General features: G+C 68.9%; 22 protein-coding genes and 1 tRNA gene. 13 read left to right on the forward strand and 10 right to left on the reverse strand.

Annotated elements, in window-relative coordinates:
• The first annotated feature begins 81 nt into the window (after positions 1 to 81).
• From ACHUEU_RS14445 to ACHUEU_RS14455, 3 genes are all read left to right on the forward strand, one after another.
• Positions 82 to 921 carry an MFS transporter gene (locus ACHUEU_RS14445; protein ID WP_394216825.1) on the forward strand — a complete coding sequence of 280 codons (840 nt, stop codon included), beginning with the start codon at positions 82 to 84 and terminating at the stop codon, positions 919 to 921.
• 341 nt (positions 922 to 1,262) lie between these two features.
• A complete protein-coding gene (locus ACHUEU_RS14450) occupies positions 1,263 to 1,427 on the forward strand; it encodes a hypothetical protein (RefSeq protein ID WP_394216826.1) in 165 nt (54 codons plus the stop codon).
• A gap of 7 nt (positions 1,428 to 1,434) precedes the next feature.
• Positions 1,435 to 4,404, forward strand: coding sequence for an FAD-binding and (Fe-S)-binding domain-containing protein (locus ACHUEU_RS14455; RefSeq protein WP_394216827.1), 2,970 nt, complete (start codon positions 1,435 to 1,437; stop codon positions 4,402 to 4,404).
• Between the two features lie 580 nt (positions 4,405 to 4,984).
• Here the strand turns inward: ACHUEU_RS14455 and ACHUEU_RS14460 are convergent.
• The 3 genes from ACHUEU_RS14460 to ACHUEU_RS14470 all read right to left on the reverse strand — a co-directional run bounded on the left by ACHUEU_RS14460 (position 4,985) and on the right by ACHUEU_RS14470 (position 5,978).
• Positions 4,985 to 5,203 (reverse strand): hypothetical protein, encoded by a 219-nt coding sequence (locus ACHUEU_RS14460; protein WP_394216828.1) that lies wholly within the window; start codon positions 5,201 to 5,203, stop codon positions 4,985 to 4,987.
• A 47-nt stretch (positions 5,204 to 5,250) separates the two neighbouring features.
• Positions 5,251 to 5,631, reverse strand: a complete 381-nt coding sequence (locus ACHUEU_RS14465) for a cupin domain-containing protein (RefSeq protein WP_394216829.1) — start codon at positions 5,629 to 5,631, stop codon at positions 5,251 to 5,253.
• Between the two features lie 110 nt (positions 5,632 to 5,741).
• Complete coding sequence (locus tag ACHUEU_RS14470; protein WP_394216830.1) at positions 5,742 to 5,978, reverse strand: thermonuclease family protein; 237 nt, start codon at positions 5,976 to 5,978, stop codon at positions 5,742 to 5,744.
• 950 nt (positions 5,979 to 6,928) lie between these two features.
• On the opposite strand from ACHUEU_RS14470, the gene ACHUEU_RS14475 reads away from it, so the two are divergent.
• The 5 genes from ACHUEU_RS14475 (at position 6,929) to ACHUEU_RS14495 (ending at position 14,926) form a co-directional block, all read left to right on the forward strand.
• Positions 6,929 to 8,164, forward strand: coding sequence for a cation:proton antiporter domain-containing protein (locus ACHUEU_RS14475; protein ID WP_394216868.1), 1,236 nt, complete (start codon positions 6,929 to 6,931; stop codon positions 8,162 to 8,164).
• A gap of 445 nt (positions 8,165 to 8,609) precedes the next feature.
• Complete coding sequence (locus ACHUEU_RS14480) at positions 8,610 to 9,986, forward strand: IS1380 family transposase (protein WP_394216831.1); 1,377 nt, start codon at positions 8,610 to 8,612, stop codon at positions 9,984 to 9,986.
• A 556-nt stretch (positions 9,987 to 10,542) separates the two neighbouring features.
• A complete protein-coding gene (gene acnA, locus ACHUEU_RS14485) occupies positions 10,543 to 13,335 on the forward strand; it encodes an aconitate hydratase (protein WP_394216832.1) in 2,793 nt (930 codons plus the stop codon).
• Positions 13,336 to 13,649: 314 nt separating this feature from the next.
• Positions 13,650 to 14,585, forward strand: coding sequence for a class I SAM-dependent methyltransferase (locus ACHUEU_RS14490; RefSeq protein WP_394216833.1), 936 nt, complete (start codon positions 13,650 to 13,652; stop codon positions 14,583 to 14,585).
• A complete protein-coding gene (locus ACHUEU_RS14495) occupies positions 14,582 to 14,926 on the forward strand; it encodes a cupin domain-containing protein (protein ID WP_394216834.1) in 345 nt (114 codons plus the stop codon). The genes ACHUEU_RS14490 and ACHUEU_RS14495 overlap by 4 nt, the downstream gene beginning before the upstream one ends.
• Positions 14,927 to 14,975: 49 nt before the next feature.
• Here the strand turns inward: ACHUEU_RS14495 and ACHUEU_RS14500 are convergent, their stop codons facing one another.
• The gene (locus ACHUEU_RS14500; protein ID WP_394216835.1) at positions 14,976 to 16,283 is read right to left on the reverse strand and encodes an NAD(P)/FAD-dependent oxidoreductase; all 1,308 of its coding nucleotides are present in this window, start codon (positions 16,281 to 16,283) and stop codon (positions 14,976 to 14,978) included.
• Between the two features lie 313 nt (positions 16,284 to 16,596).
• On the opposite strand from ACHUEU_RS14500, the gene ACHUEU_RS14505 reads away from it, so the two are divergent.
• Both ACHUEU_RS14505 and ACHUEU_RS14510 read left to right on the forward strand, forming a co-directional pair.
• A complete protein-coding gene (locus tag ACHUEU_RS14505; RefSeq protein ID WP_394216836.1) occupies positions 16,597 to 17,493 on the forward strand; it encodes an NAD-dependent epimerase/dehydratase family protein in 897 nt (298 codons plus the stop codon).
• A gap of 109 nt (positions 17,494 to 17,602) precedes the next feature.
• Complete coding sequence (locus tag ACHUEU_RS14510) at positions 17,603 to 18,019, forward strand: YchJ family protein (protein ID WP_394216837.1); 417 nt, start codon at positions 17,603 to 17,605, stop codon at positions 18,017 to 18,019.
• Positions 18,020 to 18,157: 138 nt separating this feature from the next.
• Here the strand turns inward: ACHUEU_RS14510 and ACHUEU_RS14515 are convergent, their stop codons facing one another.
• Together ACHUEU_RS14515 and ACHUEU_RS14520 are read right to left on the reverse strand one after the other, a co-directional pair.
• Positions 18,158 to 18,550, reverse strand: a complete 393-nt coding sequence (locus tag ACHUEU_RS14515) for a hypothetical protein (RefSeq protein WP_394216838.1) — start codon at positions 18,548 to 18,550, stop codon at positions 18,158 to 18,160.
• An 86-nt stretch (positions 18,551 to 18,636) separates the two neighbouring features.
• On the reverse strand, positions 18,637 to 19,392 hold the full coding sequence (locus tag ACHUEU_RS14520) for an SDR family oxidoreductase (RefSeq protein WP_394216839.1): 756 nt from the start codon (positions 19,390 to 19,392) through the stop codon (positions 18,637 to 18,639).
• A gap of 81 nt (positions 19,393 to 19,473) precedes the next feature.
• Here ACHUEU_RS14520 and ACHUEU_RS14525 point away from each other — a divergent pair.
• The 3 genes from ACHUEU_RS14525 (at position 19,474) to ACHUEU_RS14535 (ending at position 20,808) form a co-directional block, all read left to right on the forward strand.
• Positions 19,474 to 19,555: transfer RNA gene (locus tag ACHUEU_RS14525), tRNA-Leu, on the forward strand.
• Positions 19,556 to 19,585: 30 nt separating this feature from the next.
• Positions 19,586 to 20,269: a histidine phosphatase family protein gene (locus tag ACHUEU_RS14530; protein ID WP_394216840.1), complete on the forward strand. Its 684-nt coding sequence runs from the start codon at positions 19,586 to 19,588 to the stop codon at positions 20,267 to 20,269.
• Positions 20,266 to 20,808 carry an NUDIX hydrolase family protein gene (locus ACHUEU_RS14535; RefSeq protein WP_394216841.1) on the forward strand — a complete coding sequence of 181 codons (543 nt, stop codon included), beginning with the start codon at positions 20,266 to 20,268 and terminating at the stop codon, positions 20,806 to 20,808. Before ACHUEU_RS14530 ends, ACHUEU_RS14535 begins: the two co-directional genes overlap by 4 nt.
• A 72-nt stretch (positions 20,809 to 20,880) precedes the next feature.
• Here ACHUEU_RS14535 and rdgB read toward each other — a convergent pair whose 3' ends face one another.
• From rdgB to murI, 4 genes are read right to left on the reverse strand one after another with little or no spacing between them, the layout of a single operon-like run.
• Entirely contained in the window at positions 20,881 to 21,528 is a 648-nt protein-coding gene (rdgB, locus tag ACHUEU_RS14540) for an RdgB/HAM1 family non-canonical purine NTP pyrophosphatase (RefSeq protein WP_394216842.1), read from the reverse strand.
• Positions 21,525 to 22,283 carry a ribonuclease PH gene (gene rph, locus ACHUEU_RS14545; protein WP_394216843.1) on the reverse strand — a complete coding sequence of 253 codons (759 nt, stop codon included), beginning with the start codon at positions 22,281 to 22,283 and terminating at the stop codon, positions 21,525 to 21,527. Before rph ends, rdgB begins: the two co-directional genes overlap by 4 nt.
• A gap of 47 nt (positions 22,284 to 22,330) precedes the next feature.
• On the reverse strand, positions 22,331 to 23,137 hold the full coding sequence (locus ACHUEU_RS14550) for an MBL fold metallo-hydrolase (RefSeq protein WP_394216844.1): 807 nt from the start codon (positions 23,135 to 23,137) through the stop codon (positions 22,331 to 22,333).
• On the reverse strand, positions 23,134 to 23,946 hold the full coding sequence (gene murI, locus ACHUEU_RS14555) for a glutamate racemase (protein ID WP_394216845.1): 813 nt from the start codon (positions 23,944 to 23,946) through the stop codon (positions 23,134 to 23,136). Before murI ends, ACHUEU_RS14550 begins: the two co-directional genes overlap by 4 nt.
• Positions 23,947 to 23,989 lie beyond the last annotated feature (43 nt).

Consider the following 23,989-nt stretch of genomic DNA (forward strand, 5'->3'; position numbering starts at 1 on the left):
TCTACAAGTCCCATTATCGCTGGTCACAGGGGCATTCGGCTGTCACGACCCGCCCAATCGGCCGGCGGATCCAGGCTGAGGGTGCCGGAGTCACCGCGATACCTCGTCGGCCTCGGGCGCGACGCGGACGCCGAGCACGTGCTGAGGACCTGCACGGGCCTGGCCGACCCACGCGCGAAGATCGAGGAGATCCGTGGCTCGCTGCAGACGGACCGCCGCGCATCGCTACGCGATCTCGCGGGTCGGGCGTTCGGGCTCAAGCCGATCGTGTGGGTAGGCATCCTCGTCGCGGCCGCCCAGCAGTTCGTCGGTATCAACGTCATCTTCTACTACTCGACCACCCTCTGGCGCTCGGTCGGATTCGGTGAGTCGAACGCACTGCTCATCACCGCGATCACCTCCCTCATCAACATTGGCGCGACGGTGCTCTCGCTCCTGCTCATCGACAAGGTTGGCAGGCGCCTGCTCATGCTCTCCGGGTCACTCGGCATGGCGGTGACCCTCGGGGTCATGGCACTCGCGTTCTCGCAGGCGATCACCACCGTCGCTGGTGAGGTCCTGCTGCCGGGCGTCTGGGGTGTGGTCGCCCTCGTCAGCGCCAACCTGTTCGTCGCCTTCTTCGGCGTGGCCTGGGGCTCGATCATGTGGGTGCTGCTCGGCGAGATGTTCCCCAACCGAATCCGTGCCGGGGCGATGGCCGTCTCGACCGCCGTGAACTGGCTGTCGAACTTCGCCATCTCGACCACCTTCCCCGTGATGGCGGCGATCTCGTTGACCGGCTCGTACAGTTTCTACGCACTCAGCGCCCTCGCGTCGTTCTTCCTCGTGAAGCACCTCGTCAAGGAGACGGCGGGCATCGAGCTCGAGGACATGGACAGTCAGCTCCGACACACGCCTGCCCCGGATCACGGCAATCGGTAGCCGGGCGAACCCCACCGCACCGATCGGTGTGCTCCGTCGGTCCACGACCGACGGAGCACACCTGTGGCCGTTCGGGTGAGGGCATGCCGTGAGCGAAATCGGTTCGAGGGCGCGGCGGGGCTGATCTAGGCCTGCTGCCATGGGAGCGCAATGAGGACCGACCGGAAGGTTGCTCGACGCGACGACGAAGGCCTCCGCACCGCGTTCACGAGCCGGCGGAGGCTGATCGGTCTGAACTGGCGCGATCAGTAGTCAGTGCACCCGGCCTCAGCTGACCGCGGTGTGCCGAGCTCCGATGCTGGTGCAGCGATCCTTGCGGGTCCGGACGGGAGGGAGTAGACATGTTGAACCTGCACGAAGCACACAGCGGTGCCGGCGGGACCAGCGCACGACGACACCTCACGCTGACGCGCACCGGCCTGCTGGGAAGGCTGGGTTTCGACGACGATGCCGAGGAGTTCGGGTCCGTGTGGGACCGGGCCTCGACCGTGACCATCGGAAGGTGAACCGCCAGTGAACAGTAGCGAGCTCCTCCAGATCCCCCGACCGGCACCCCGAGGATTCCCCGACATCGATACCCGAGCTCTGGGGCAGGACCTCAGTGCGGAGGTGGACGGCGAGGTGCGCTTCGACCCTGGCAGCCGTGGCGCCTATGCCACCGACGCCTCCAACTACCGGCAGGTGCCGATCGGGGTCGTCGTCCCCCACAGCGTGGAGGCGGGGGTGGCGGCCATCACCGTGTGCGCACGGCACGGGGCTCCTGTGCTGTCCCGGGGCGGGGGCACCAGCCTCGGTGGGCAGTGCACCAACGTGGCCGTGGTCATCGATTGGAGCAAGTACTGCCACCGGCTGATCTCGGTCGACGCGGAGGCGCAGACGTGCGTGGTCGAGCCGGGAATCGTCCTGGACGAGCTCAACGAGCAGCTCGCGCCGTACGGCCTGCAGTTCGGTCCCCGCCCGTCCACCCACAGCCACTGCGCACTGGGCGGCATGCTCGGCAACAACGCCTGCGGGGCCACCGCACAGCGTTCGGGCAAGACGGACGAGAACATCGTCGCGCTGGAGATCCTCACCCACGCCGGCGACCGCTGGTGGGCCGGTCCCACCAGCGACGAGGAGCTCGAGCGCATCCTCGCCGACGGTGGTCCGAAGGCCGATGTCCATCGCGGTCTGCACGAGGTCGCCGAGCGCTACGGCGAGCTGATCCGCGCCCGCTTCCCCGACATCCCCCGTCGCGTCTCCGGGTACAACCTCAATGCGCTGCTGCCGGAGTCCTCCTTCGACGTGGGACGCCTGATCGTGGGCAGCGAGGGGACCCTCGCCACCATCCTCAGGGCAGAGCTGAAGCTCATGCCCACGGTGGCGCACACGTCGATGGTGGTGCTCGGCTACGACGACATCACTGCGGCCGCGGACGCCGTCCCGACCATCTTGGAGCATTCGGATCCGATCGTGCTCGAGGGTGTCGACAGCCAGCTCATCGATTTCGAGGCCGCTGAGCACATCGGCGAGGACGCCCGGTCGATGCTGCCCGACGGCACCGGTTGGCTCCTCGTCCAGTTCGGCGGCGAGACCGCCGAGGAAGCGGATCGCCGGGTCGAGGAGCTGCTCGAAGCGCTCGGCCGCAGCGAGCACGACGCCCGGGTCAACTTCTCCGACGACCCGGCCAAGGAGGAGAAGTTGTGGAAGGCGCGGGAGGCAGGCCTGGGAGCCACCGCCCGGCCACCGGGGATGCCCGACACCTGGCCGGGCTGGGAGGACTCCGCCGTACCGCCGGAGCGGCTCGGTGACTACCTGCGGGATCTGAAGTCGCTCTTCCATGAGTTCGACCTCGGCGAGCCCGCGATGTATGGCCATTTCGGGCAGGGCTGCGTGCACATCCGGATCCCGTTCGGCATGGTCACCGCCAACGGGGTGTCCGATTTCCGTTGCTTCCTCGAGAGGGCCGCGAAACTGGTGACGTCCTACGGCGGCTCGCTGTCCGGCGAGCACGGCGACGGGCAGGCTCGGGGCGAGCTGCTCGAGACGATGTTCGGTGCCGAGATCGTCCATGCCTTCGGGGAGGTCAAGGCTCTGTTCGATCCTCGCAACCTGATGAACCCCGGCAAGGTCGTGCAGCCGAACCGCCTGGACGAGGACCTGCGTCTGGGCTCGGAGTGGGACCCCACCCACTACCGCACCACATTCCAGTACCCCGGCGACGACGGGAGCTTCACGCGGGCCACCATGCGATGCGTCGGCATCGGCAACTGCCGCAGCCAGGACGGCGGGGTGATGTGCCCCTCGTACATGGTGACGAAAGAGGAGGAGAACTCCACCCGAGGTCGCGCGCGACTGCTCTTTGAGATGCTGAGTCCGCACGAGGACTCCCCCATCAAGGACGGCTGGCGCTCCACGGAGGTGCGCGACGCCCTCGACCTCTGCCTCTCCTGCAAGGGCTGCAAGACCGACTGTCCCGTCAACGTCGACATGGCCACCTACAAGGCCGAGTTCCTACACCAGCACTACAAGGGCAGGGTCCGCCCCGTCGCGCACTACTCCATGGGCTGGCTGCCCTTGCTGGCACGGATCGCCTCACAGGCTCCACGACTGGTCAACCGGGTGCTCAGCGCGCCCGTCCTGTCCACGATCTGCAAGCGGCTCGCCGGCATCGCGATCGAGCGGGAGACCCCCGCCTTCGCCCACCAGACATTCCTCGCATGGTGGTCCGAGCATAGCGTGGGGCGACCGGAACCGGATCCGCGCGCCGAGACCACCGTCGTGGTCTGGCCCGACACCTTCACCAATCGCTTCGATCCCCACATCGGACGCGCCGCCGTCGTTCTGCTGGAATCCGCGGGATTCGACGTCACGATCCCCGACGGGTCGGTCTGCTGCGGATTGACCTGGGTCTCGACCGGCCAGCTCTCCGTGGCCGAGAGAGTCTTCCGACATACCCTGGCGGTGCTTCGTCCGTGGCTCGAGGCCGGTACCCCGATCATCGGTCTGGAACCTTCCTGCACAGCGGTCTTCCGCACCGATATGCCGGAGATGCTCCCCGACGACAAGATGGTCCAACGCCTCTCCGCCCAGACGCGCACCATGGCAGAGTTCCTTCTCGAGCACGCGCCCCAGGATTGGGAACCCCCACAGGTGCGTCGCGCGGCGCTCGTGCATACCCACTGCCACCAGCACGCCGTGATGGGCTTCGACGCTGATCTGGAGCTGATGCATCGCGCGGGCATCGACGCCGAGGTGCCGGACTCGGGCTGCTGCGGTCTCGCCGGGAACTTCGGATTCGAGCAGGGCCACTACGACGTGTCGATGGCGTGTGCCGAACGAGTGCTGCTCCCGGCAGTGCGTGACGCCTCCCCCGAGACCTTGGTCATCGCCGACGGATTCAGCTGCCGCACGCAGATCGCGCAGGGCAACACACGGCGTACGGCTGTCCACCTCGCCGAGGTGCTGGCCGGCGGGCTGGACGTGCCGACATCCTCAGCATGACCGAGGCGGTCCCGAGGGGACGCCTCCGGAGTGGAGAACCCCGGCTGTCGCACCGGCTTGGCGATGCTCGCTGAGATTCCCCAGTTGTGCTGGCGAGCTCACCCGGTCCGGGTCGCTCCGTCGCAGGGGATCACGATCAGCGAGATCGCCCGGCGCACCGGCCACGACCGCATGATCATCCTTTCCTACCTGCGCGGGGACCGCGAACCGGGCATGCGCCACCGCACCGCCCCGGACGCCTTCGACGCGTTCACCGACTTCGTCATCGCCGGGAGCGTCTCGGGGAGATGGGGGTCCAGCTGCCCAAGGCAGCGGTAAAGCGTGTTTCGGCTGACCCCGCAGGTGCGTGCGATCTGCGCTTCAGGGATGCCACTTGCGACGGCGTTGCGGTCTCGCGGATCCGGTCGCTGTCGAGCCGGCGCCTGCGCCCTGGGTGCTTGCCGGGATCTTCTTCGCGAGCGCGGTGCCCTCGGCCTGTCGCTCCCGGATCATATTTCGCACGAGGGTGACGGTGACGTCTATCGAACGGCCATCAATCTGGCTGTTCTACGGGTTACGTCCATTGACAGCTGTGGCACCTTTACCGCCATGCGTTGTCGGTTTTGTCCTCGTAGCCGGCGACCGCGCTTTCTAGGCCGACGAGGACCGATGCGGTGGTCTCGAACAGGGCCTTGAAGCTGGGGTCGTCCACCTTCTGGACGTCCTCGCGCAGATGCTCGGCGAGCTCCGTCAAGCGGGCGCGGACCTGCATGGTGTGCCGGCGCGGGTCGCTCTCGGGAAGAGACTTCGGATCGATCATGGGTGTTCTCCATTCGGTATCGATGAGTGTTGCGGATGGGGTTGGGCTCAGCTATGGGTAGGGTCCGGCCACTGTCGGATCCCGGCGAGGAAGTCGGCGGGCCCGGCTGAGACGATCAGCTCAGCGGATTCATCGGACGAGTTACGCAGCGAGACCTTCTCGTCTTTGCCGATCACTGCGGAAGAACCGGCGGGAACGTCGATGGATGCCGAACCGTCGGAGATGCTCACCTGCCCGGCGACGGCTGTGATGATCACGTCCGACCCGTTGTGCCGATGCGCAGGCATCGAAGCACCGACCGGGACCCGCACTCGCGCGACGCCGACGTCTGGTCCGTTCTCCTCGCCGCCGGCGATCACAGTGACGGTGGGCGTGTTCTCCCCCGGTGAGCGACGGATGGCAAAGTCTTTCGTGGTGCGCAGTTCCATGACGCGATTCCTCTCGGTGCGATGCACGACCCTCTCGCTCGATCTTAGGCAAGCCTAGCCTATCCTTGCGGTGAGATGCAGGACCGACTCGTCGGACGCTACGTGGCAGCTCAGCGTCCAGAAGGCCCGTAGGAGGCTGGGTCCGGGGCAGAGGCTGACGCCCTGGCGTGGGCGTAGCCAGCGCTGATCAGTTCATGACCGGCATCCTCGCCGGTCTCGAGCTCCACGTAGCGCAGGAGCCTGCCGTAGCGGTCCTGATCGTCTGCCGCCGCGTCGGCTTGGAAGTGCACGCCAGTCCCCTCGGGGCGCAATGCACGAAGCTGTTCAGCAGGCCCGCTCCCCCGCACTGGCCTGGTTCGTTATCGTGGGAGACCTCTGAGGCGTTGATACCAGGCAGCCGGACGTGCTGAGTCTCACCGGTCGGGGTGGTGTCGTCGATGGCGTCGTCGTCGGCGACGCCATCGACCGTCGCCGCCTCCAGGGCCCGCGTTGGCGGGGGCGGTGCGAGGGGCGTGCAGGCTGCGGTGACGAGTGCGAGGATGTCGAAGAGCCAGTGCACCCAGGTGGCTGGGGGTCCGAGCGTTGGAGCAGTTCAGGGCGTCCTGGACACACTGGTATGTCACCACGACTTCCACGATGTCCACGCGCGAGGTATCGCCGGTGTACGGGACCGCGGGGCAGTCCGACGGATCCGTGCCCGAGAGGCAGCTCCGGCTGCCCTAGGCGACGCGCTGCGTGGTGGGCATGACCCCACTATGCCGCACAAGGGTGGTCAGTCGCCGAAGGTAAGCAGATGTGTCGCCACATGCAGACCGAGGACCCTATCCGGAACCGCATGCGTCCCGATGGCGGGGTGCGCTGCTGTGGTGGACCCAGTTGATGCGCGACCGGACCTCGCCCTGTGTCAGACCCACGCCTGGAGGGGATGCGACCGCCCGGGGATCCTGGTCCACCATCGCGGAACGGATCCAGCCCGCACGACGGCAGCACCCGATCTTCCCCGCGGACGTGGCGATGAGCGTCGAAGCGCAGGCGCCGCCGGACCGCTCGAGGAGCGCCTCATCCACTCGCCCGCATCGCCGCCCGAGCGGTCCAGCGCCGAGAGGTCCGGGTCGGTGGTTTCCAGCCAGTGCTCTGCGGTGAGCCGCTCTCTCGGGGTATTCACCAGTATCGTCTGTCCATACCGCCTGTTCAGACCACATCTTCCCTGCCGGTCCTGGCGGCGGGACTGTGATGATCCCCGATGCTGCGGACCGGATACAGCGGCCGATCGAACGCCTAGGATATTGACGTGCTGATGAACTGGTTGCCTCTTGCACTGGCCGGGATCGGTCTCACGGGGATCGTGCTCGCGCTGTTCAACACCCCCATGCAGCGCTGGGTTCCCCTGACAGAGCCGTTGGTGGCCCTGCTCCTCGGCGTTCTGCTGGGGCCGGCCGCGCTCGGACTCATCGAGATATCCGAGGGCGCACGCGATGTCATCTTCTTGGAAGGCAGCCGCGTGCTGCTGGCCCTATCGGTGATGGCCGCGGCCGTGCGCTTCGGGTTCGACTCCCTGCGGGGGCTGCTCCGACCGGTGCTGGTGCTCCTCATCGTGGTCATGCCGCTCGCCGCCCTGATCACCGGCCTGTCCGCGCTCGCTCTCGGGGTTCCGATCGCACTGGCACTGGTGATCGGTGCCTGCCTCGCGCCGACCGACCCGGTCCTCGCCGCCTCGGTGCTGACAGGAGATGCCGCAGAGAAGACCCTGAGCGAACGCGTGCGCGCGATGCTGACGATGGAGAGCGGCGCCAATGATGGGCTCGGGATCGTTCTGGTGGGGGTCAGCACCGCCGTAGCCCTCCCCGCTACCGACATCAAGAATGCGTTCGCCCTGGTCGGCTGGGAGGTCTCAGCGGGGGTGGCCATCGGCGTCGCGATGGGGTGGCTGGCAGGGCTCTGCCTGAGAACGGCGCTGCGCCATCACATTCTGGGAGAGGGACCTGAGCTGGTCTACACCCTGCTGCTGGCCCTCGCCGTCCTGGGAGTCGCTCGGCTGCTCGACGTGGCCGGGGTGCTCGCCGTGTTCATGGCCGGCTTGGCCTACAACCGCATGGTGCCGAACCGTCCCCGCCAGCACCAGGCCGCAGTCGACGAGGGCATCAACGGGTACCTCGTCATCCCGCTCTTCGCGATCCTCGGGGCAGTGCTGCCCTGGGCGGCGTGGTCCGAGCTGAGCTGGAGGGTGATCCTGTTCCTGGTGGGCGTCGTGCTGCTGCGCCGACTGGGGATCGTCATCGCCGTCGCCCGGTGGTTGGGCGTTCGCAGATCCCAGGCCGCGTTCATGGGCTGGTTCGGACCGATGGGGGTCAGCGCACTGTTCTACATGGCACACGCGCGCCACGAGGGCGTGCAGGACCCGGCCTTGTTCTCGGCGATCACGTTGGCGGTCTCTGTCAGCGTGGTCCTGTACGGCGTGACAGCCAACCCGGGCAGGAAGCTCTACGCCGCGCACGACGGAGACGCGTCACGCGCCCTGGGTCAGAGACGATGACCTGAACCCTGTCAGACCCTCGGCCACCGCCGCATGGGCATTGGAGGGGCTCCACGCTCGCGACCTACTCAGAGGGTTGCCGGCAGGGGTATTTCAGGGAGACAGCCGGTCGCCCGGCCTCCACGATCCTCACCAGGGCTCAACAGCGGAGGCTCGCAGCAGATCCGCCCGGCGGGCCATACCCCTCTGAGGCCCAGGACGAGCGGCGACAGCGTGTAGGAGCCGAGATCCACCCCGTGAAGTCTTCTACTGGATTCCGTCGCGCCCCGGCCAGCGGGCGAGGGGTGGTGACGACCCCACAGCGATGCCTCCACGATCGGGGATGCCCCGCTGAGCCTGGATCCGCCGGGGTAGTGGGTGGGTCGTAACAGCACGATGCTCCTGTGACCAGCGATAATGGGACTGTTCAAAGGTTCCAAAACGCTACGCAACAGGAGCATCGATAGTGCGAGTCTCCCATAAGTTCAGGGCTGAGTTCGACGATGACAATCTGATCGCTCGTGCGGGGCTGGTGCCGGTGATGGCGCTCGCCCAGTCAGTGGGGCTGTCCGACCTGGTCGAGGAGCACGTGACGGTGCCCGGCAGTATCGGCTCGAACGTCGGGGTGAAGGTCCCATCGCTGGTGGCGGGGATGATCGCCGGTGCCGACAGCATCTCGGATATGGACCTGCTGCGTCATGGTGGGATGGGCCGGGCCTTTACCGAGCATCGAGCACCGACGACGCTGGGCACCCATCTGCGCGGCTACACCTTCGGGCACGTGCGGCAGCTGGACGCGGTCGCCTCCCGGGTCCTTGCCGGCCTGGCCGCGAGGGTGCCGGGCCTGCTGGCCGGCGGCGAGGAGGTCGCGTTCATCGATATCGATGACACCATCCGGGAGACCCACGGATACGCCAAGCAGGGCACCGGCTACGGCTACAGCGGCGTCAAGGGCCTGAACGCGCAGGTCGCTGCGGTCTCGACGCTGCAGGCAGCGCCGGTGATCGCCGGTATCCGGCTGCGCCGGGGCGCAGCGGCCTCGGCCCACGGAGCCCCGGCGCTGATCGGCAGCGCCCTGGCCACCGCGAAGCGGGCCGGGGTGACGGGGATGGTCACCGTCCGTGCCGACTCGGCCTACTTCCAGCACGACGCGGTGGCCGCGGCCCGCCGGGGCGGGGCCCACTTCTCGATCACCGCGCGGATGAACCCCAGCGTGGTCGGGGCGATCTCCCGTATCCCCGACGAGGAATGGACGCCGATCAAGTATCCACAGGCGATCTGGGATGAGGTCGAACAGCGGTGGATCTCCGACGCCGAAGTCGCCGAGATCGACTACACCGCCTTCACCTCTCGCAAGCAGGCCGAGCACGTCACGGCCCGACTCATCGTCCGTCGCGTCAAGCGGCTGAACCCCCGCCAAGGTGGCAGTGAGCAGGGCGGACTGCTAGATACCTACCGTCACCACGCAGTGTTCACCGATTCACCGCTGCCGATGCTGGACGCGGAGGCTTCCCACCGTGACCACGCGATCATCGAGCAGATCATCGCCGACCTCAAAGCCGGGCCGCTGGCCCACTGCCCCTCCGGAGTGTTCACCGCCAACAGTGCCTGGACCGTGCTGGCCGCGATCGCGTTCAACCTCACCCGCGCTGCCGGGGTGCTGGCCTCGAGCTTCCATGCCCGCGCCCGCTGGAGAACCCTCCTCGATCATCTGATCGCGGTGCCCGCTCGGATCGCCAACCGTGCTCGCTCCTGGCGACTGCACCTACCCCGAAACTGGCCCTGGCAAACCGCCTGGGAGACGATGTTCGACACCACCGCCAGCGGCCTATTGATGACCTGACCAGCAGTTACCTGTCCCAACGAGAAGGAACCCGCAGTAAAAGGGCCGGGCAGACCGGCAGCTCCCGCACGCCCTCACACCGATGCCACGTTCGCCGCCTTACCGGAACCAGCGAGATTCACTCCAGAAACCGCCTCGGCGCATCGAGGCTGAGCACATGGAGTCGACGATGGGCCGGCGGCCGGCAGTTCCTGGTCAGGAATCGAGGGTTGAACTATGTTGGTGACGTAGTTCACTGATCCTGACGACGCGATGCCGCAGACAGCGGTCGGTCGACCCGTCCGATGGATGGGAGATCGCCTGCCAGGCCTGGTCGACAGGATGACGGACGATTCGTCACGGACCCGGCCTGGGTGCGAAGGAGCGACATGATCATCGCCGACCGCGCGAGGTCCGCTGGACCCGGCGTTCCGCCTCGGGCAAGGAATCGCTGCGCGGCGCAGCCGGCGCCCTCCGGCGGGCAGCTTGCGACGGCGGGGGGCCGCGATGATAGCGACGACGAGTTCTTCGGCCGCTGACAGTCCATCTGAGTATCTGCATTCCAGGAGAGGAAGAGATGTCGAACAACAGTTTCGGTGCTCGCGACCACTTGAGCGTGGGCGAGAAGGCGTACGAGATCTATCGGATCGACCAGATCGAGGGATCCGCCCGTCTCCCCTACAGTCTCAAGGTGCTGTTGGAGAACCTCCTGCGCAACGAGGACGGCCGGTTGATCACCGCCGAGCAGATCCGGTCGCTGGGCGCCTGGGACCCGCAGGCCCGGACCAACTCCGAGATCCAGTACACGCCGGCCCGCGTGCTGATGCAGGACTTCACCGGGGTGCCCTGCGTGGTGGACCTGGTGGCCATGCGCGACGCCATGACGGAGCTGGGCGGTGATCCGCGGAAGATCAACCCGCTGATCCCTGCCGAGCTGGTCATCGACCATTCGGTCATCGCCGACGTCTTCGCGCGGTCCGACGCGTTCGGGATCAATGCCGAGCTGGAGTTCGAGCGGAACCAGGAGCGCTACCAGCTCCTGCGCTGGGCTCAGCAGTCCTTCGACGACTTCCTGGTGGTCCCTCCGGACACGGGCATCTGCCATCAGGTCAACCTGGAGTACCTGTCCCGCGTGGTCTTCACCCGGGAGAGTCCCGATGGTCCGCAGGCCTACCCAGACACCCTGGTCGGCACCGATTCGCACACCCCCATGGTCAACGGTCTGGGTGTGCTCGGCTGGGGTGTGGGTGGCATCGAGGCGGAGGCGGCGATGCTCGGTCAGCCGATGAGCATGCTGATCCCGCAGGTCGTCGGCCTCAAGCTCACCGGCGAGCTGCCGGAGGGCACCACCGCCACCGATCTGGTCCTGACCGTCGCCGAGCTGCTGCGCCGGGTCCGGGTCGTGGGCAAGTTCGTCGACTTCTTCGGCCCCGGAGTGGCCAACGTCCCGCTGGCGACCCGGGCGACGCTGGGCAATATGAGCCCCGAGTACGGCTCGACGGGGTCGATCTTCCCCATCGACCAGGAGACGCTGAACTACTTGCGACTGACCGGCCGCGACGAGCACCAGATCGAACTGGTCGAGGCGTACGCCCGGGAGCAGGGTCTGTGGCACGACCCGGACCACGTCCCGGACTACAGCCAGATCGTCGAGCTCGACCTGTCCACCGTGACGCCTTCCATCGCCGGGCCGAAGCGCCCGCAGGACCGCATCCCGCTGACGATCGCCCAGCGCGCCGTGCGCGGACTGCTCGCCGGAGAATCGCACGAGAGCGCCATCGCCGGCGGCCTCGACGACGCCTCCGCCGACTCCTTCCCGGCCAGCGACCCCGTCGCGATCAGCTCCACGATCCCTCGAGATGCACCGCCTCACCAGTACGACGAGAAGGGGAACCCGCTGACGTGGCCATCCGATCCCGCCGACATCGTCCTGGACGGCAAGACCGCCACCATCGACCATGGTGATGTGGTGGTCGCGGCCATCACCTCGTGCACCAACACCTCCAACCCCACGGTCATGATCGGTGCCGCGCTGCTGGCGAAGAAGGCAGTGGGACGCGGCCTGAGCAGCAAGCCGTGGGTGAAGACGACCCTCGCCCCCGGCTCTCGCGTCGTCACCGACTACTACGACCGTTCCGGGCTCACGCCCTACCTGGAGGAGCTCGGCTTCGACCTCGTCGGCTACGGGTGCACCACCTGCATCGGCAACTCGGGCCCCCTGATCCCGGCGGTCAGCGCGGCCGTCGCGGAGAACGACCTCTCCGTCGCTTCGGTGCTGTCCGGCAACCGGAACTTCGAGGGCCGCATCCACTCCGAGGTGAAGATGAACTTCCTCGCCTCGCCGCCGCTGGTGATCGCCTACGCACTGGCCGGCACCATGCATGCCGACCTGCTCCACGACCCCCTGGGCACCGACGCCGACGGAGCTCCGGTCCATCTGCGCGACATCTGGCCGACGACGGCGGAGATCAAGGCCGTGGTGGACGAGAACCTCGAGGCCGAGATGTTCACGAAGGGATATTCGGACGTCTACGCCGGGGACGACAACTGGCGGGGCATGCACATCCCCGAGACCGACCGGTTCGCCTGGGACGACACCTCGACCTACATCCAGCGGCCACCGTACTTCGACGGCATGAGCGTCGACCCCGCACCGGTGCAGGACATCTCCGGCGCCCGGGTCCTGGCGCTGCTTGGCGATTCGGTGACCACGGACCACATCTCCCCGGCCGGGGCCATCCGACAGGACTCCCCCGCCGGGCAGTACCTGGTCGACCACGGGGTCGCGCCGGGAGACTTCAACTCCTACGGGTCCCGTCGCGGCAACCACCACGTGATGATCCGCGGCACCTTCGCGAACGTCAGGCTGCGCAACCAGCTCGTGCCCGGGGTCGAGGGCGGCTACACGCGGCATTGGCCCGACGGCGAGCGCATGAGCATCTTCGATGCCTCCAGCGCGTACATCGAGGACCAGATCCCGCTGCTCATCATCGCCGGATCGGACTACGGGTCCGGCTCTTCGCGCGACTGGGCCGCGAAGGGGACCTCGCTGCTGGCGGTCCGGGCCGTCCTGGCCACCTCCTTCGAGCGTATCCATCGCTCCAACCTCATCGGGATGGGCGTCCTCCCCCTGCAGTTCCGCGACGGGGAGTCGGCGCACTCGCTGGAGCTGACCGGCCAGGAGACCTATTCGATCATCGGGCTCGAGGGCAGGGACCATCTCCCCGAGGAGGTCACGGTGCGCATCGAGTCCGGCAGAGAGACCCGGGAGATCACCGCGACGCTGCGGATCGACACCCCGGCCGAGGAGTCCTACTTCCTGCATGGCGGGATCCTGCCCTACGTTCTGCGGAACCTGCTGGAGAGCTGACGGGCGCTCTGAGGATGACGGCGGCGACGATGTGACATCGGGCCCGACGATCTGCACCGTCTGCACGGGTGGGTGGTGTCCGGCCGGGGGTCGGCCAGCGGGGGGCGCGTCTCGCGCAGGGCAGAGGCGACGAATGTGGGTGGTCCCGTCGCATCGTCTTCCGATCAGGGACCGGGTCCCGCAGGCTGCATGGCCGGCAGACCAGCATGACCCCTGCCGGCACCGGAACAGTGCGTTCCCGGCCCGCCAAAATATCCTGCATGAGGTTAGCCTGGCCTTACCAGGCATCTTCGCAGCGACCCACGAGGTGTCCCATGGCGTCCCGGATCCGAGACCGCACCACCGCACTGCCCGGTGCGAACCGGCCCGTTGCGAAGACCGCCGGACACTGGTTGCTGGCGAGCGTCGGCAAGACGGTGCTGCGGCCCGGCGGCCGGGAGACCACGCAGTGGGTGCTCGACCACATCGGCATCCCGGGGTCCACGGTCGTCGAGTTCGCCCCCGGCCTCGGTATCACTGCCCGGGAGATCCTCGACCGAGACCCCCGCCGGTACGTCGGCGTGGATTCCGATGTGCAGGCCGTCACGGCCGTCTCCGCTCTCCTGCCCGCCGGGGACCATCAGGTCATCGAGGCCTCCGCCGAGCACGCGAGCCTCCCCGCGGGCTGCGCCGACGCCGTGCTCGGCGAAGCGATGCTGACCATGCACACCGACCGCAGGAAGCTCGAGATCATGCGCGAGGCGGCCCGCCTGCTCCGCCCGGGAGGCGTCTACGCCATCCACGAGATGGGACTGACACCCGACGACCTCTCCCCCGGGACCAAGGACGAGATCCGCACGGCGCTGGCGCGCTCCCTCCGCGTCAACGCCCGGCCGCTGACGATCCCCGAATGGGTCGCGCTGGCCGAGGAGGCCGGGTTCCGGATCACCGACATCCACCGAACCCCGATGGCTCTGCTGGACCCGCGCCGGATGGTCGCCGACGAGGGCGTGCTCGGGACCGCGCGGATCATCGCGAACGTGCTCCGCCGCCCCGAGGTCCGCCGCCGTGTCCTCGCGATGCGCAGAGTCTTCACCACCCGCCGCGACCACCTGCTCCGAGTCGGGATCATCCTGACCCGCACGGCAGACTCACCATCGTCCCGTGCCAAAGGAGAGAAGATTCCATGCCCGACCCGACCACCACTCGCCGTCCGGTCTACCGGCCCGACGGCTTCGGAGCCCCCGCCTCCCGGGACTCCGACTCCATGACCGTCCTGCCCCTGACCGAGCAAGCACCCGCCCCGAACCCGCGGCGTCCCCGCCCTGCCGTCAAGCGACTCCTGCAGGGCGACGGCGCCAACCTCATCGCCTTCACCTTCGCTCCCGGACAGGACCTTCCCGACCACACGGCGGCGCACCCCATCATCGTGCAGTGCGTGTCCGGGACGCTGGACTTCAGCTCGGACGGAGAGATCGTACGGCTCCGTCCCGGCACCGTCATCCACCTGCGGGAGCACGTCATGCACCGGGTGGACTGCCCGGCCGACGCTGCGGAGGAGGCCAGCGTGCTGCTGCTGACCATGCTCACCGGCGAACGGCACCAGGGGTAGCAGCGGCTGCGACCATGCACCGTCCGTGGCACTGCTGGAGCTCAGCGGTCTACGGGCATCGCTCACCGGCATGTTCGCCGGGGTGGCCGCCGGTTGAGGAGCGTCCAGCGAGGCTGGCCCCGAAGTCGCCCCCCGCCGGTCGCGCGTCCGCGACGATCCGCCTCAGATCTCGATCGCTGACCCGCTCCCCGCCGTGGATGAGCGGTGTGACCGCGTCGGGCACGTCCTTGAGCCCCATGTTCATCGCCGCCGTGAGCTGCCCGCCGCGCACCCAGAACGCGACGAATCTTCGCGAGTCCAGGTCGCCGTGCACCACGAGCTCCGCACCGGGAAGCACCGCCCCCGTGTACTCCATCCAGACGTCGTACTGATCGGAGAAGAAGAACGGCACCTCGTCGTAGCTGACCTGCTCGCCCAGCATGCTGCGCGCCGCGGCCTTGCCCTGGGTGCGCGCCGTGGCGAAGTGGTCGCGCCGTTCGTGCCGTCCTGTCCGCGGATACCGGACGGAGGCCACGTCGCCGGCGGCGTACAGCCGCGGGGCGCTGGTCGCCAGCGCACTGTCGGTGATGATGCCGTCGTCGACGGCGAGCCCCGTCGCCTCCGCGAGGCCGGTGCGCGGGATGGCTCCGACGGCGATCACCACGAGATCGGCGGGTACTGTCCGCCCGTCGGTCAGCACCACCTCGTCCACCGATCCGGACCCGCGCAGCTCAGCGGCCTCGGCAGGCGCCAGGATCCGGACGCCGTGCTCGGTGTGCAGGTCCCGGTAGACCGTGGCCATCTCCGTTCCCAGCGCGCTGGCCAACGGCAGTGCGCCGCGGCTGACCAGAGCGACGTCCTTGCCCCGAGCCGCCGCGCTCGCCGTGATCTCGCAGCCGAGCAGTCCGGCTCCGATGACCACGACGCGCCGGGCCGGCTCGAGCTCGCTGCGCAGCCGGTCGGCCTCACCGAGCGTGCGGAGATGGTGCACGCCGCCCAGCGGCGTCGCGCCCGTGGCGCCGGGCAACGGCAGCCTCCGTGCGGCGGCCCCGGTCGCCAGGAGCGCTGCGGAGTAGGGAATCCGCTCCCCGCTGTCGAGGTGGACGGCGTCGCTGTGCGGATCCACTCGCGAGACGTGCGCATTCAGCCGGAGATCGATCCGTCGCTCAGCGTAGAAGTCCTCGTCGTGGATGAAGAGCGAGTGGTATCCGTGGCCGCCGTGGAGGTACTCCTTGGACAGCGGCACATGGTCATAGGGACGGTCACCCTCCTCGCTGAGCAGCGTCAGCGGGCCGTCGAACCCGCGCTTTCTCAGCTCGGCGGCGGCGTGCGCGCCCGCCAGACCACCACCGACCAGGACGATGTTCTCTTGCCTCATGAGGCTTCTCCTCTCGCCGCCACGGTCCTCAGCGGGACGGTGCGGGTCGGGCTCATCCTGCTGGCCAGCATACTGATCTCTCCGCACCTGCGAGGTGCGGAAATCGATAGCCGGCAGGGAGCGTCCGGACTGCCGCCGGGTGCGCCGGTCTCGGGCTCCGCGGAGGTCGACCTCTCTCTGCGACCCGGTCGCGCCGCGTCATTCCACAGGACGTCCGCGGGCACGCGGATCTGCTGCGATCCCCTAGACTCGATCCCCCCAGGAATGTCTGCGCGCGAGGGTCCTCACGGATGGCTCGCCTGAGGAGGTCAGCGTGAGGATCGCGGTCACCGGTGCCACGGGTGTGCTCGGGCAGGAAGCCATCGAGGCGCTGGTCGCCGCCGGGCACGAGGTCACCGGTATCACCCGGCGTGACTCCGGGGTGCCGATCATCGAGGGGCGCGGTGGCAGCGCGATCGTCGCCGATGTCTTCGATCCGCATGATCTCGCCCGGGCGTTCCGCGGCCACGACGTCGTGATCAACACGCTCGCTCACGTCCCCGTCGGAATGGCGGGTCTGCGCCCGCTGGCGTGGCGCGAGGACGACCGGCTCCACCTCGAGGCCTCTGTGGCGATCGCGAAGGCCGCGGCGCAGGCCGGTGTACGGCGGCTCATCCAGGAGTCCACGATCTTCCTCTACCCGGACAACGGCGCCGAGTGGATCAGCGAGGAGCTCCCCCTGAGCGTGCGCAATCAGGCCTTCCGGCCGCGGGTGAAGGAGATGCGGGCGGCGGTCGACTTCGCGACCTCGGGTCGCAGCAGCGTGATCCTGCGGCTGGGGCAGCTCTTCGGCCGTGACCAGCACACCACGCATGCGCTGAAGGCCACCCGCGACGGAGATCCGATCCTGCTGGGCAAGCCCGACCACTACGTCACCCTGCTGCACCACTCCGATGCAGGGCGCGCCTTCGTGGCGGCGCTGCGGGCCAGCAGCGGCTTCTACAACGTCGGCGGCGAGCCGATCCTCAAGAAGCGCTGGGCGAAGGACCTCGCCATGGAGGCGGGCGCCGCGCAGCCCGCGAAGTTCTACCCGGAGCTCACCCAGGCGATCGTCGGCACCCGCTTGGACGTGCAGCGGCGCTCGCTGCGGGTCTCCTCGCTGCGTTTCATGTCCGAGACCGGATGGCGGCCGACGGTGGGCCCCTCCACGCCGGGCTGGTCGCGACGCTGAGCGTGGTCCTCAGCGGCTGAACGCTCCGGGGCCGCGCCCCCGGACTCGCGTCGACGTCTCCCCGCGAGGGCGCGTCCCCTTCGCGTCGCGGCAGCGAGATACTGCAGGGGTGAGTTCTTCCGCCGCCTCCCTGCCCGACGCCTCCCGCTGCCCCTGCGGGAGCGGTGACACCTACGGTGCCTGCTGCGGCCCCGTGCTGCGCGAGGAGCGGCGCGCCGCCACGGCGGTCGCCCTGATGCGCTCGCGGTACACCGCCTTCACGGTGCGCGATGTCGACCATCTGCTGCGCAGCTGGCATCCGCGCACCCGGCCCGGGCGCACAGAGCTCACCGCCTCGCTGGCGGCAGAGGTGCGCTGGCTGCGGCTGGATGTGCTGGCCGCGAGCGCGGGCGGGCCCTTCGACGATACCGGCACGGTCGAGTTCTCGGCGGTGTCGAAAGGTCCGCACGGCCGCCGGCAGCAGCATGAGCTCTCGCGCTTCGTCCGGGTGGACGGCAGCTGGTTCTACGTCGACGGCGACGTCTGAGCCGGCTCAGCGCCATTGCTGGGCTGTCGGCCCCGCGACGGGCTGCGGCTCTGCGCGAGGGTCGGCACAGCACTCGGCGCCGGCCACACGCGTGACCGGCGCCGACAGGCGCGAGTGCGGCGGATCGCCCGCGGAAGATCAGTCCTTCGCGGCGCGGGCCTTCTCCTTCGCCCTGTGCTTCGCTGCCTCGGCCTTCTCGGCCGCGGTCTGCTTCGCGCCCTTCACCGACTTCTTCGCGCTCTTCGCGCTCTTCTCGTCCCCACCGGACAGGGCGATCGCCGCAGCGATGCCCGCACCGATCAGGACCACGCCGACGACGCCGCCTGCGATCGCCACCGGGAGCGTCGCAGGGGTCTTCTCGTCACCGGCTGCGGAAAAACCCTTCACCGCTCCGACGAACTCGTTCTTCCAGCGCGTCACCGCGTTCACGGGATGGACGCGATCGATCAGCTCATCGATGTCCGATGCGAGGTTGTCCTGTCGGCGATAGGCCTCGCTGCGCATATCGTCCAGGCTCTTCTTTGTGGCCACCACTGCCTCCGGGGGTCGTCAGGGCTTGCTGTTGCAGATCGTATCGCGGCCGGCGGGGTGCCAGGCCCCGCTGTGCCGGGTGTGGGTCAGTTCGCGGTGCGGGCGCGGAAGTCCTCGGCGCCGCCGACCAGCTCGATATGGCCGGTCTCGACATCTGCCATCGCCATCGCGGCGACCTCCGCCGCGAACTCCTCGACGGAATAGAGCTTGCCGGCGGCCTCGCGGCGAGCCTCGAGAGCACCGGGCCGGGCACGGTTGAGCAGGGTCGCGGTGACGGTGCCCTCGATCATGTCGCCGGAGACGACCACGAAGGAGACCCCCTTCCCGGACATCTCCCCGAGCCGCTGCGTCAGTGCGGTCTCACCGGCCCGCTTGGACCTCGCGACCAGCTCGTACTCGGGCATGGTCTCGACCTCGTCGATGAAGTGCGCCTGGTGGCTGGTCACGAAGACCACCCGGCCGCCCTCGGACAGGCGTGCGAGACCGGCGGTGAGGGCATCGTTCTGCGCATCGCGGTTCAGGCGCATCGCGTAGTCCTCACCGAGATCGGCCTCCATGCCGCCGGAGGCGTTCAGGACCAGCAGGTCCAGCGAGCCGAAGCTGTCGACCGCGGTCTGCATGAGGGTGTCCACCTCCTCCGCGCTGGTGAGGTCCGCACCGACGGCGACGGCCCTGCCTCCGGCCGCCTCGATCTCCGCGACCACCTTGTTCGCCCGCGGCGCCTTCTGGCGATAGTTGATCACGACGTTCGCGCCTTCGGCGGCGAGCAGCTTCGCGGTGGCGGCCCCGACTCCTCGGGATGAACCGGTGACGACAGCGGTCTTGCCTGCGAGGGCGCTCATGGATGCTCCTGAGGGGTCGAGATCTGGAAGACCCTCCGAGCCTACCGGAGCATGCCCGCTGGGCCATTACCCTGGTGGGGCGCGCGAGTGGCGGAATTGGCAGACGCGCTGGATTTAGGTTCCAGTGCCCGAGGGCGTGAGGGTTCGAGTCCCTTCTCGCGCACGCATCATCCCTGCGATCAGGAGAATCTCCATGACCTTGTTCGGACTGGTCCGCCACGGGCAGACGGACTTCAACCTGCGGGACCTCTTCCAGGGCTCCTCGGACATCCCCTTGAACGAGACCGGCATCGCCCAGGCGCATGCCGCCTTCGACGGCCTGCCGGCCGTGGATTGGGATGTGGTGGTCTCCTCGCCGCTGCAGCGGGCGGAGCAGACCGCACGGATCATCGGCGAGGACCACGACATCCCCTTCGGCGGCACCGAGGACCGTCTGCGGGAGATCGACTGGGGCGCGGCCGAGGGGCGGCCCGCCGCCGAGATGGAGAGGCAGTACCCCGAGCGCGACTTCCCCGGCGTCGAGGACACCCAGCAGGCCGCCGACCGCGGCTTCGACGGCCTCGAGGCGCTCGAGGAGAAGTACCGGGGCCAGAAGGTCCTGGTGGTCGGGCACGGCACGCTGATCCGCTTCTTGCTGTCCGGGATCATGGAGCAGCCGCTGCCGTCGATCCCGAACGCGACCCTGTCGCTGATCGAGCTCGAGGGAACCACCTGGTCGGTCTCGATGATCGCCGGGCAGAAGGTGGAGAATCGCCTCACGATGGATTCCCGTGCGCAGAACCCCCGCTTCTTCGTGCGGAAGGGAGAGCTGACGCCGCTGGATCGCCGCAGCGCGCAGAAGTCCGTACCTGCCGACACCGAGGAGGGCGCTCGATGAACAGCCGCACCGCCGTGGATTCCGAGGGCTCCTGGTTCGAGCCCGAGCACCTGACCGAGCTGCGTCGCCGCCTGCCGATCCCCTATCTGGACATCGTCCCGGTGCGCACGGACGTGGACGGCTCCGTGGAGGAGATCGGACTGCTGCTGCGCGCTTCCGGTGCGGGACGGATCGTGCGCGCGATCGTCTCCGGGCGAGTGCTGGTCCACGAGTCGATCCGCGAAGCGATCGCCCGGCACATCGACAAGGACCTGGGACCGATGGCGATGCCGCGCATCCCCGTCTCCCCGGTGCCGTTCACGGTCGCCGAGTACTTCCCCACCCCGGGAGTCTCCCCGTTCCATGATCCGCGCCAGCATGCGATCTCGATGGCCTACGTGGTGCCGATCGACGGGGAGACCGCCCCGCAGGAGGATGCGCTGGAGCTGACCTGGTTCGGCATCGACGAGCTGCTGGCCCAGTCCTCGCCGCTGGAGGATATGGAGGGTGGTCGGGACCTGCTGGTCCGGCGCGCCCTCGCCCACGTCGGCGCTGTCTGATCGCGACTCGTGGCGGCGGCCCGGCCCGGAGGTTCCTCCGGGCGGGGCCGCTCCCGTCAGCGTGCCGACTGCTCAGCCCGCAGCACCGATCAGTTGCGCCACGTGCCCGGCGAGCGCCCGGAAGGCCTTGCCGCGATGAGAGATCGCGTCCTTCTCCTCCGGGCTGAGCTCCGCCGCGGAGCGGCTCTCCCCCTCCGGCCGGAACAGCGGGTCGTAGCCGAAGCCGCCGGCACCGCGGCGCTCCCGCAGCAGCATCCCGACCATCTCCCCGCGCTCGACGGCCTCGGCACCGTCGGGAGCCACCAGTGCGGCCGCGCACACGAATCGCGCGGTGCGGTGGGCGTCCGGCACGTCGCTGAGCTGGGCCAGCAGCAGGTCGTTGTTCGCCTCGTCATCGCCGTGCCGGCCGCTCCAGCGAGCGGAGAAGATCCCCGGCGCTCCACCGAGCACGTCGACCGCCAGACCGGAGTCGTCGGCGACGGCGAGCAGACCGGTGGCGGCGGCGGCCGACCGCGCCTTCAGCAGGGCATTGCCCTCGAAGGTGACCGCGTCCTCGACCACGTCGGGCAGGTCGATCCCGGCCGAGGAGATGATCTGCTCGGGCGCCAGGCCGGGGACCGCAGCAGTGACGATCCTCTGCAGCTCGGTCAGCTTCTTGGCATTGTGCGAGGCCAGGATCACCCTCGCCCCGGTCGGAACTGCGGCCTGCGGCGCGGTCATCGCTGCCCGGCGAGGACGTCCCGCTGGATCTGCGCGAGCTCCGCGCAGCCGCCGGTGGCCAGGTCCAGCAGCGCCCCGAGCTCGCTGCGGTCGAAGGGCGCGCCCTCGGCGGTGCCCTGCACCTCGACGAAGGAGCCGGAGCCGGTGACCACGACGTTCATGTCGGTCTCGGCCTCGACGTCCTCGCGGTACTCGAGGTCCAGCAGCGGCCGGCCCCCGACGATGCCGACGCTGATGGCGCTCACCGAGTCGGTGAGCACCTGCGAGGCGGCCGGCAGCGAGGTGTGCTGCTTGCCCCAGCTGATGGCGTCGGCGAGCGCCACGTAGGCGCCGGTGATCGCCGCGGTGCGGGTGCCGCCGTCGGCCTGCAGCACGTCGCAGTCGAGCTGGATCGTGTTCTCGCCGAGCGCGTCGAGGTCGATGACCGCGCGCAGGGAGCGACCGATCAGTCGGGAGATCTCATGGGTGCGCCCACCGATCTTCCCCTTGACCGACTCGCGCGGGGACCGGGTGTTGGTGGCGCGCGGAAGCATCGCGTACTCCGCCGTCACCCAGCCGGAGCCGGAGCCCTGCTTCCAGCGCGGCACCCCGGCGGTGAAGGAGGCGGCGCACAGCACGCGGGTGCGGCCGAACTCGATCAGCGCGCTGCCTTCGGCCTGGTCGAGCCAGCCTCGGGTGATGCGCACCGCGCGCAGCTGGTCGGGGGTGCGGCCGTCGATGCGGTCGCCGGTGGGGGTCTGGGTCGAAGAGCTCACGGAGCTCCTTCCTCGGAGGAATCAGGCGGTGTTCTCGTTCCGATCTCCTACCGCTCGTTCCTCGCAGTACGTCGATCGGACACGTCGAGGATATCCATCGGCTGGACCATCGTGATCGGTCCGGTGTGCACCGCGCGCGCCTCGGCGAGCGGGATCGCGGGATCGGTCCAGGCCGGGATATGGGTCAGGGCGAGCCGGCCGACTCCCGCACGAGCGGCGACCTCGCCCGCCCGGCGACCGGTGAGATGGACCCCGGTGAAGCGGTCGTCGCGCCCCTCGATGTAGCCGGCCTCGCACAGGAACAGGTCGGCGCCGGCCGCGAGCTCGTCCAGCGCCTCGCAGGAATCGGTGTCTCCGGAGTAGGCGACGGTGACCCCGTCGGCGGTGAGGCGGAAGCCGTAGGCCTCGACCGGGTGCAGCACGGCGCGGGTCTCGATCTCCAGCGGCCCGATCGAGAATCGGTGGCCGTCGCTCAGGGTGTGGTAGTCGAAGGGGGCGGCACTCACCCCGGCGGGGATGTGGCCGTCGCGGCCCAGCACCCCGGAGACCCGTTCGGGCAGCGGGGCCGGGCCGTGGATCGACAGCTTCCCCAGGTCGGTCCGCGAGTGGTAGGCCCAGAACACCTCGAGACCGGTGAGGTCGAGGTAGTGGTCGGGGTGGAGGTGGGAGATGATCACCGCGTCCAGCTCTGCCGGATCGATCACGCTCTGCAGGGGGCCGAAGGCGCCGGAGCCGAGATCCATGAGCACCCGCCAGAGGCGGCCGTCCGCATCCTCGTGCTCGATGAGGTAGCTGGAGGCGGCGCTGGTGGGACCGGCGAAGCTGCCGCTGCAGCCGATGACGTGGACCCTCATGCCGTGACCACCGGCAGGCTGCCGGTCATGTCGAAGGTCGGTCCCAGGAAGCGGCGGGAGAGGCGGGCGAAGTTCTCGCTGCCGGCACCGACCGCCGTCTGGGCGAAGACGTGGTGGGGCGGACGCTCCGTCTCCCGCAGCCGCTCGCCGGCCTGCAGGTGGCCGTAGACATCCAGTGCGGTCTCCTCGGCCGAGGAGACCAGGGTGACGCCCGGTCCCATCACATAGCTGATGGGGCCCGCCAGCATCGGGTAGTGGGTGCAGCCCAGCACCAGGGTGTCCACTCCTGCCGCCTTCACCGGCGCCAGGTACTCCGTCGCCGCCTCGACCACCTCCCGACCGCTGACCACGCCGTTCTCGACGAACTCGACGAAGCGCGGGCAGGCCTGGGTGGTGAGCGTCAGCTCGGGGGCGGCGGCGAAGGCGTCCTCGTAGGCGCGGGAGGTGACCGTGCCCTGGGTCGCGATCACGCCGACCCGCCGATTGCGGGTGGCGGCGACGGCCCGCCGCACGGCCGGCTGGATCACCTCGACCACCGGTACCTCGTAGCGCTCCCGGGCGTCGCGCAGCACGGCCGCCGAGGCGGTGTTGCAGGCGATGACGAGCATCTTCACCCCGTGCTCGACCAGCTCGTCCATGATCGTCAGCGCCAGCGACCGCACCTCGGCGATGGAGCGCGGCCCGTAGGGTCCGTGCGCGGTGTCGCCGATGTAGACCAGCTCCTCCTGGGGCAGCTGGTCGAGGACGGCGCGGGCGACCGTGAGGCCACCCACTCCGGAGTCGAAGATCCCGATCGGCGCGCTGTTCATCGGTCCCAGGCTAATCTCGACAGCCGTCCACTGCTGTGATGGC

Origin of the sequence: Brachybacterium vulturis (genome assembly GCF_043641765.1) — a bacterium.
Classification (GTDB): Bacteria; Actinomycetota; Actinomycetes; order Actinomycetales; family Dermabacteraceae; genus Brachybacterium; species Brachybacterium vulturis_A.

Coding starts and splice junctions, on each gene's coding strand:
- ACHUEU_RS14500 (WP_394216835.1), bottom strand. CDS start 16,283: ATGAGGCAAGAGAACATCGTCCTGGTCGGTGGTGGTCTGGCGGGCGCG.
- ACHUEU_RS14465 (WP_394216829.1), bottom strand. CDS start 5,631: ATGGAACTGCGCACCACGAAAGACTTTGCCATCCGTCGCTCACCGGGG.
- ACHUEU_RS14495 (WP_394216834.1), top strand. CDS start 14,582: ATGACCGTCCTGCCCCTGACCGAGCAAGCACCCGCCCCGAACCCGCGG.
- acnA (WP_394216832.1), top strand. CDS start 10,543: ATGTCGAACAACAGTTTCGGTGCTCGCGACCACTTGAGCGTGGGCGAG.
- ACHUEU_RS14520 (WP_394216839.1), bottom strand. CDS start 19,392: ATGAGCGCCCTCGCAGGCAAGACCGCTGTCGTCACCGGTTCATCCCGA.
- ACHUEU_RS14450 (WP_394216826.1), top strand. CDS start 1,263: ATGTTGAACCTGCACGAAGCACACAGCGGTGCCGGCGGGACCAGCGCA.
- ACHUEU_RS14530 (WP_394216840.1), top strand. CDS start 19,586: ATGACCTTGTTCGGACTGGTCCGCCACGGGCAGACGGACTTCAACCTG.
- ACHUEU_RS14535 (WP_394216841.1), top strand. CDS start 20,266: ATGAACAGCCGCACCGCCGTGGATTCCGAGGGCTCCTGGTTCGAGCCC.
- ACHUEU_RS14550 (WP_394216844.1), bottom strand. CDS start 23,137: ATGAGGGTCCACGTCATCGGCTGCAGCGGCAGCTTCGCCGGTCCCACC.
- ACHUEU_RS14490 (WP_394216833.1), top strand. CDS start 13,650: ATGGCGTCCCGGATCCGAGACCGCACCACCGCACTGCCCGGTGCGAAC.
- rdgB (WP_394216842.1), bottom strand. CDS start 21,528: ATGACCGCGCCGCAGGCCGCAGTTCCGACCGGGGCGAGGGTGATCCTG.
- murI (WP_394216845.1), bottom strand. CDS start 23,946: ATGAACAGCGCGCCGATCGGGATCTTCGACTCCGGAGTGGGTGGCCTC.
- ACHUEU_RS14460 (WP_394216828.1), bottom strand. CDS start 5,203: ATGATCGATCCGAAGTCTCTTCCCGAGAGCGACCCGCGCCGGCACACC.
- ACHUEU_RS14475 (WP_394216868.1), top strand. CDS start 6,929: ATGAACTGGTTGCCTCTTGCACTGGCCGGGATCGGTCTCACGGGGATC.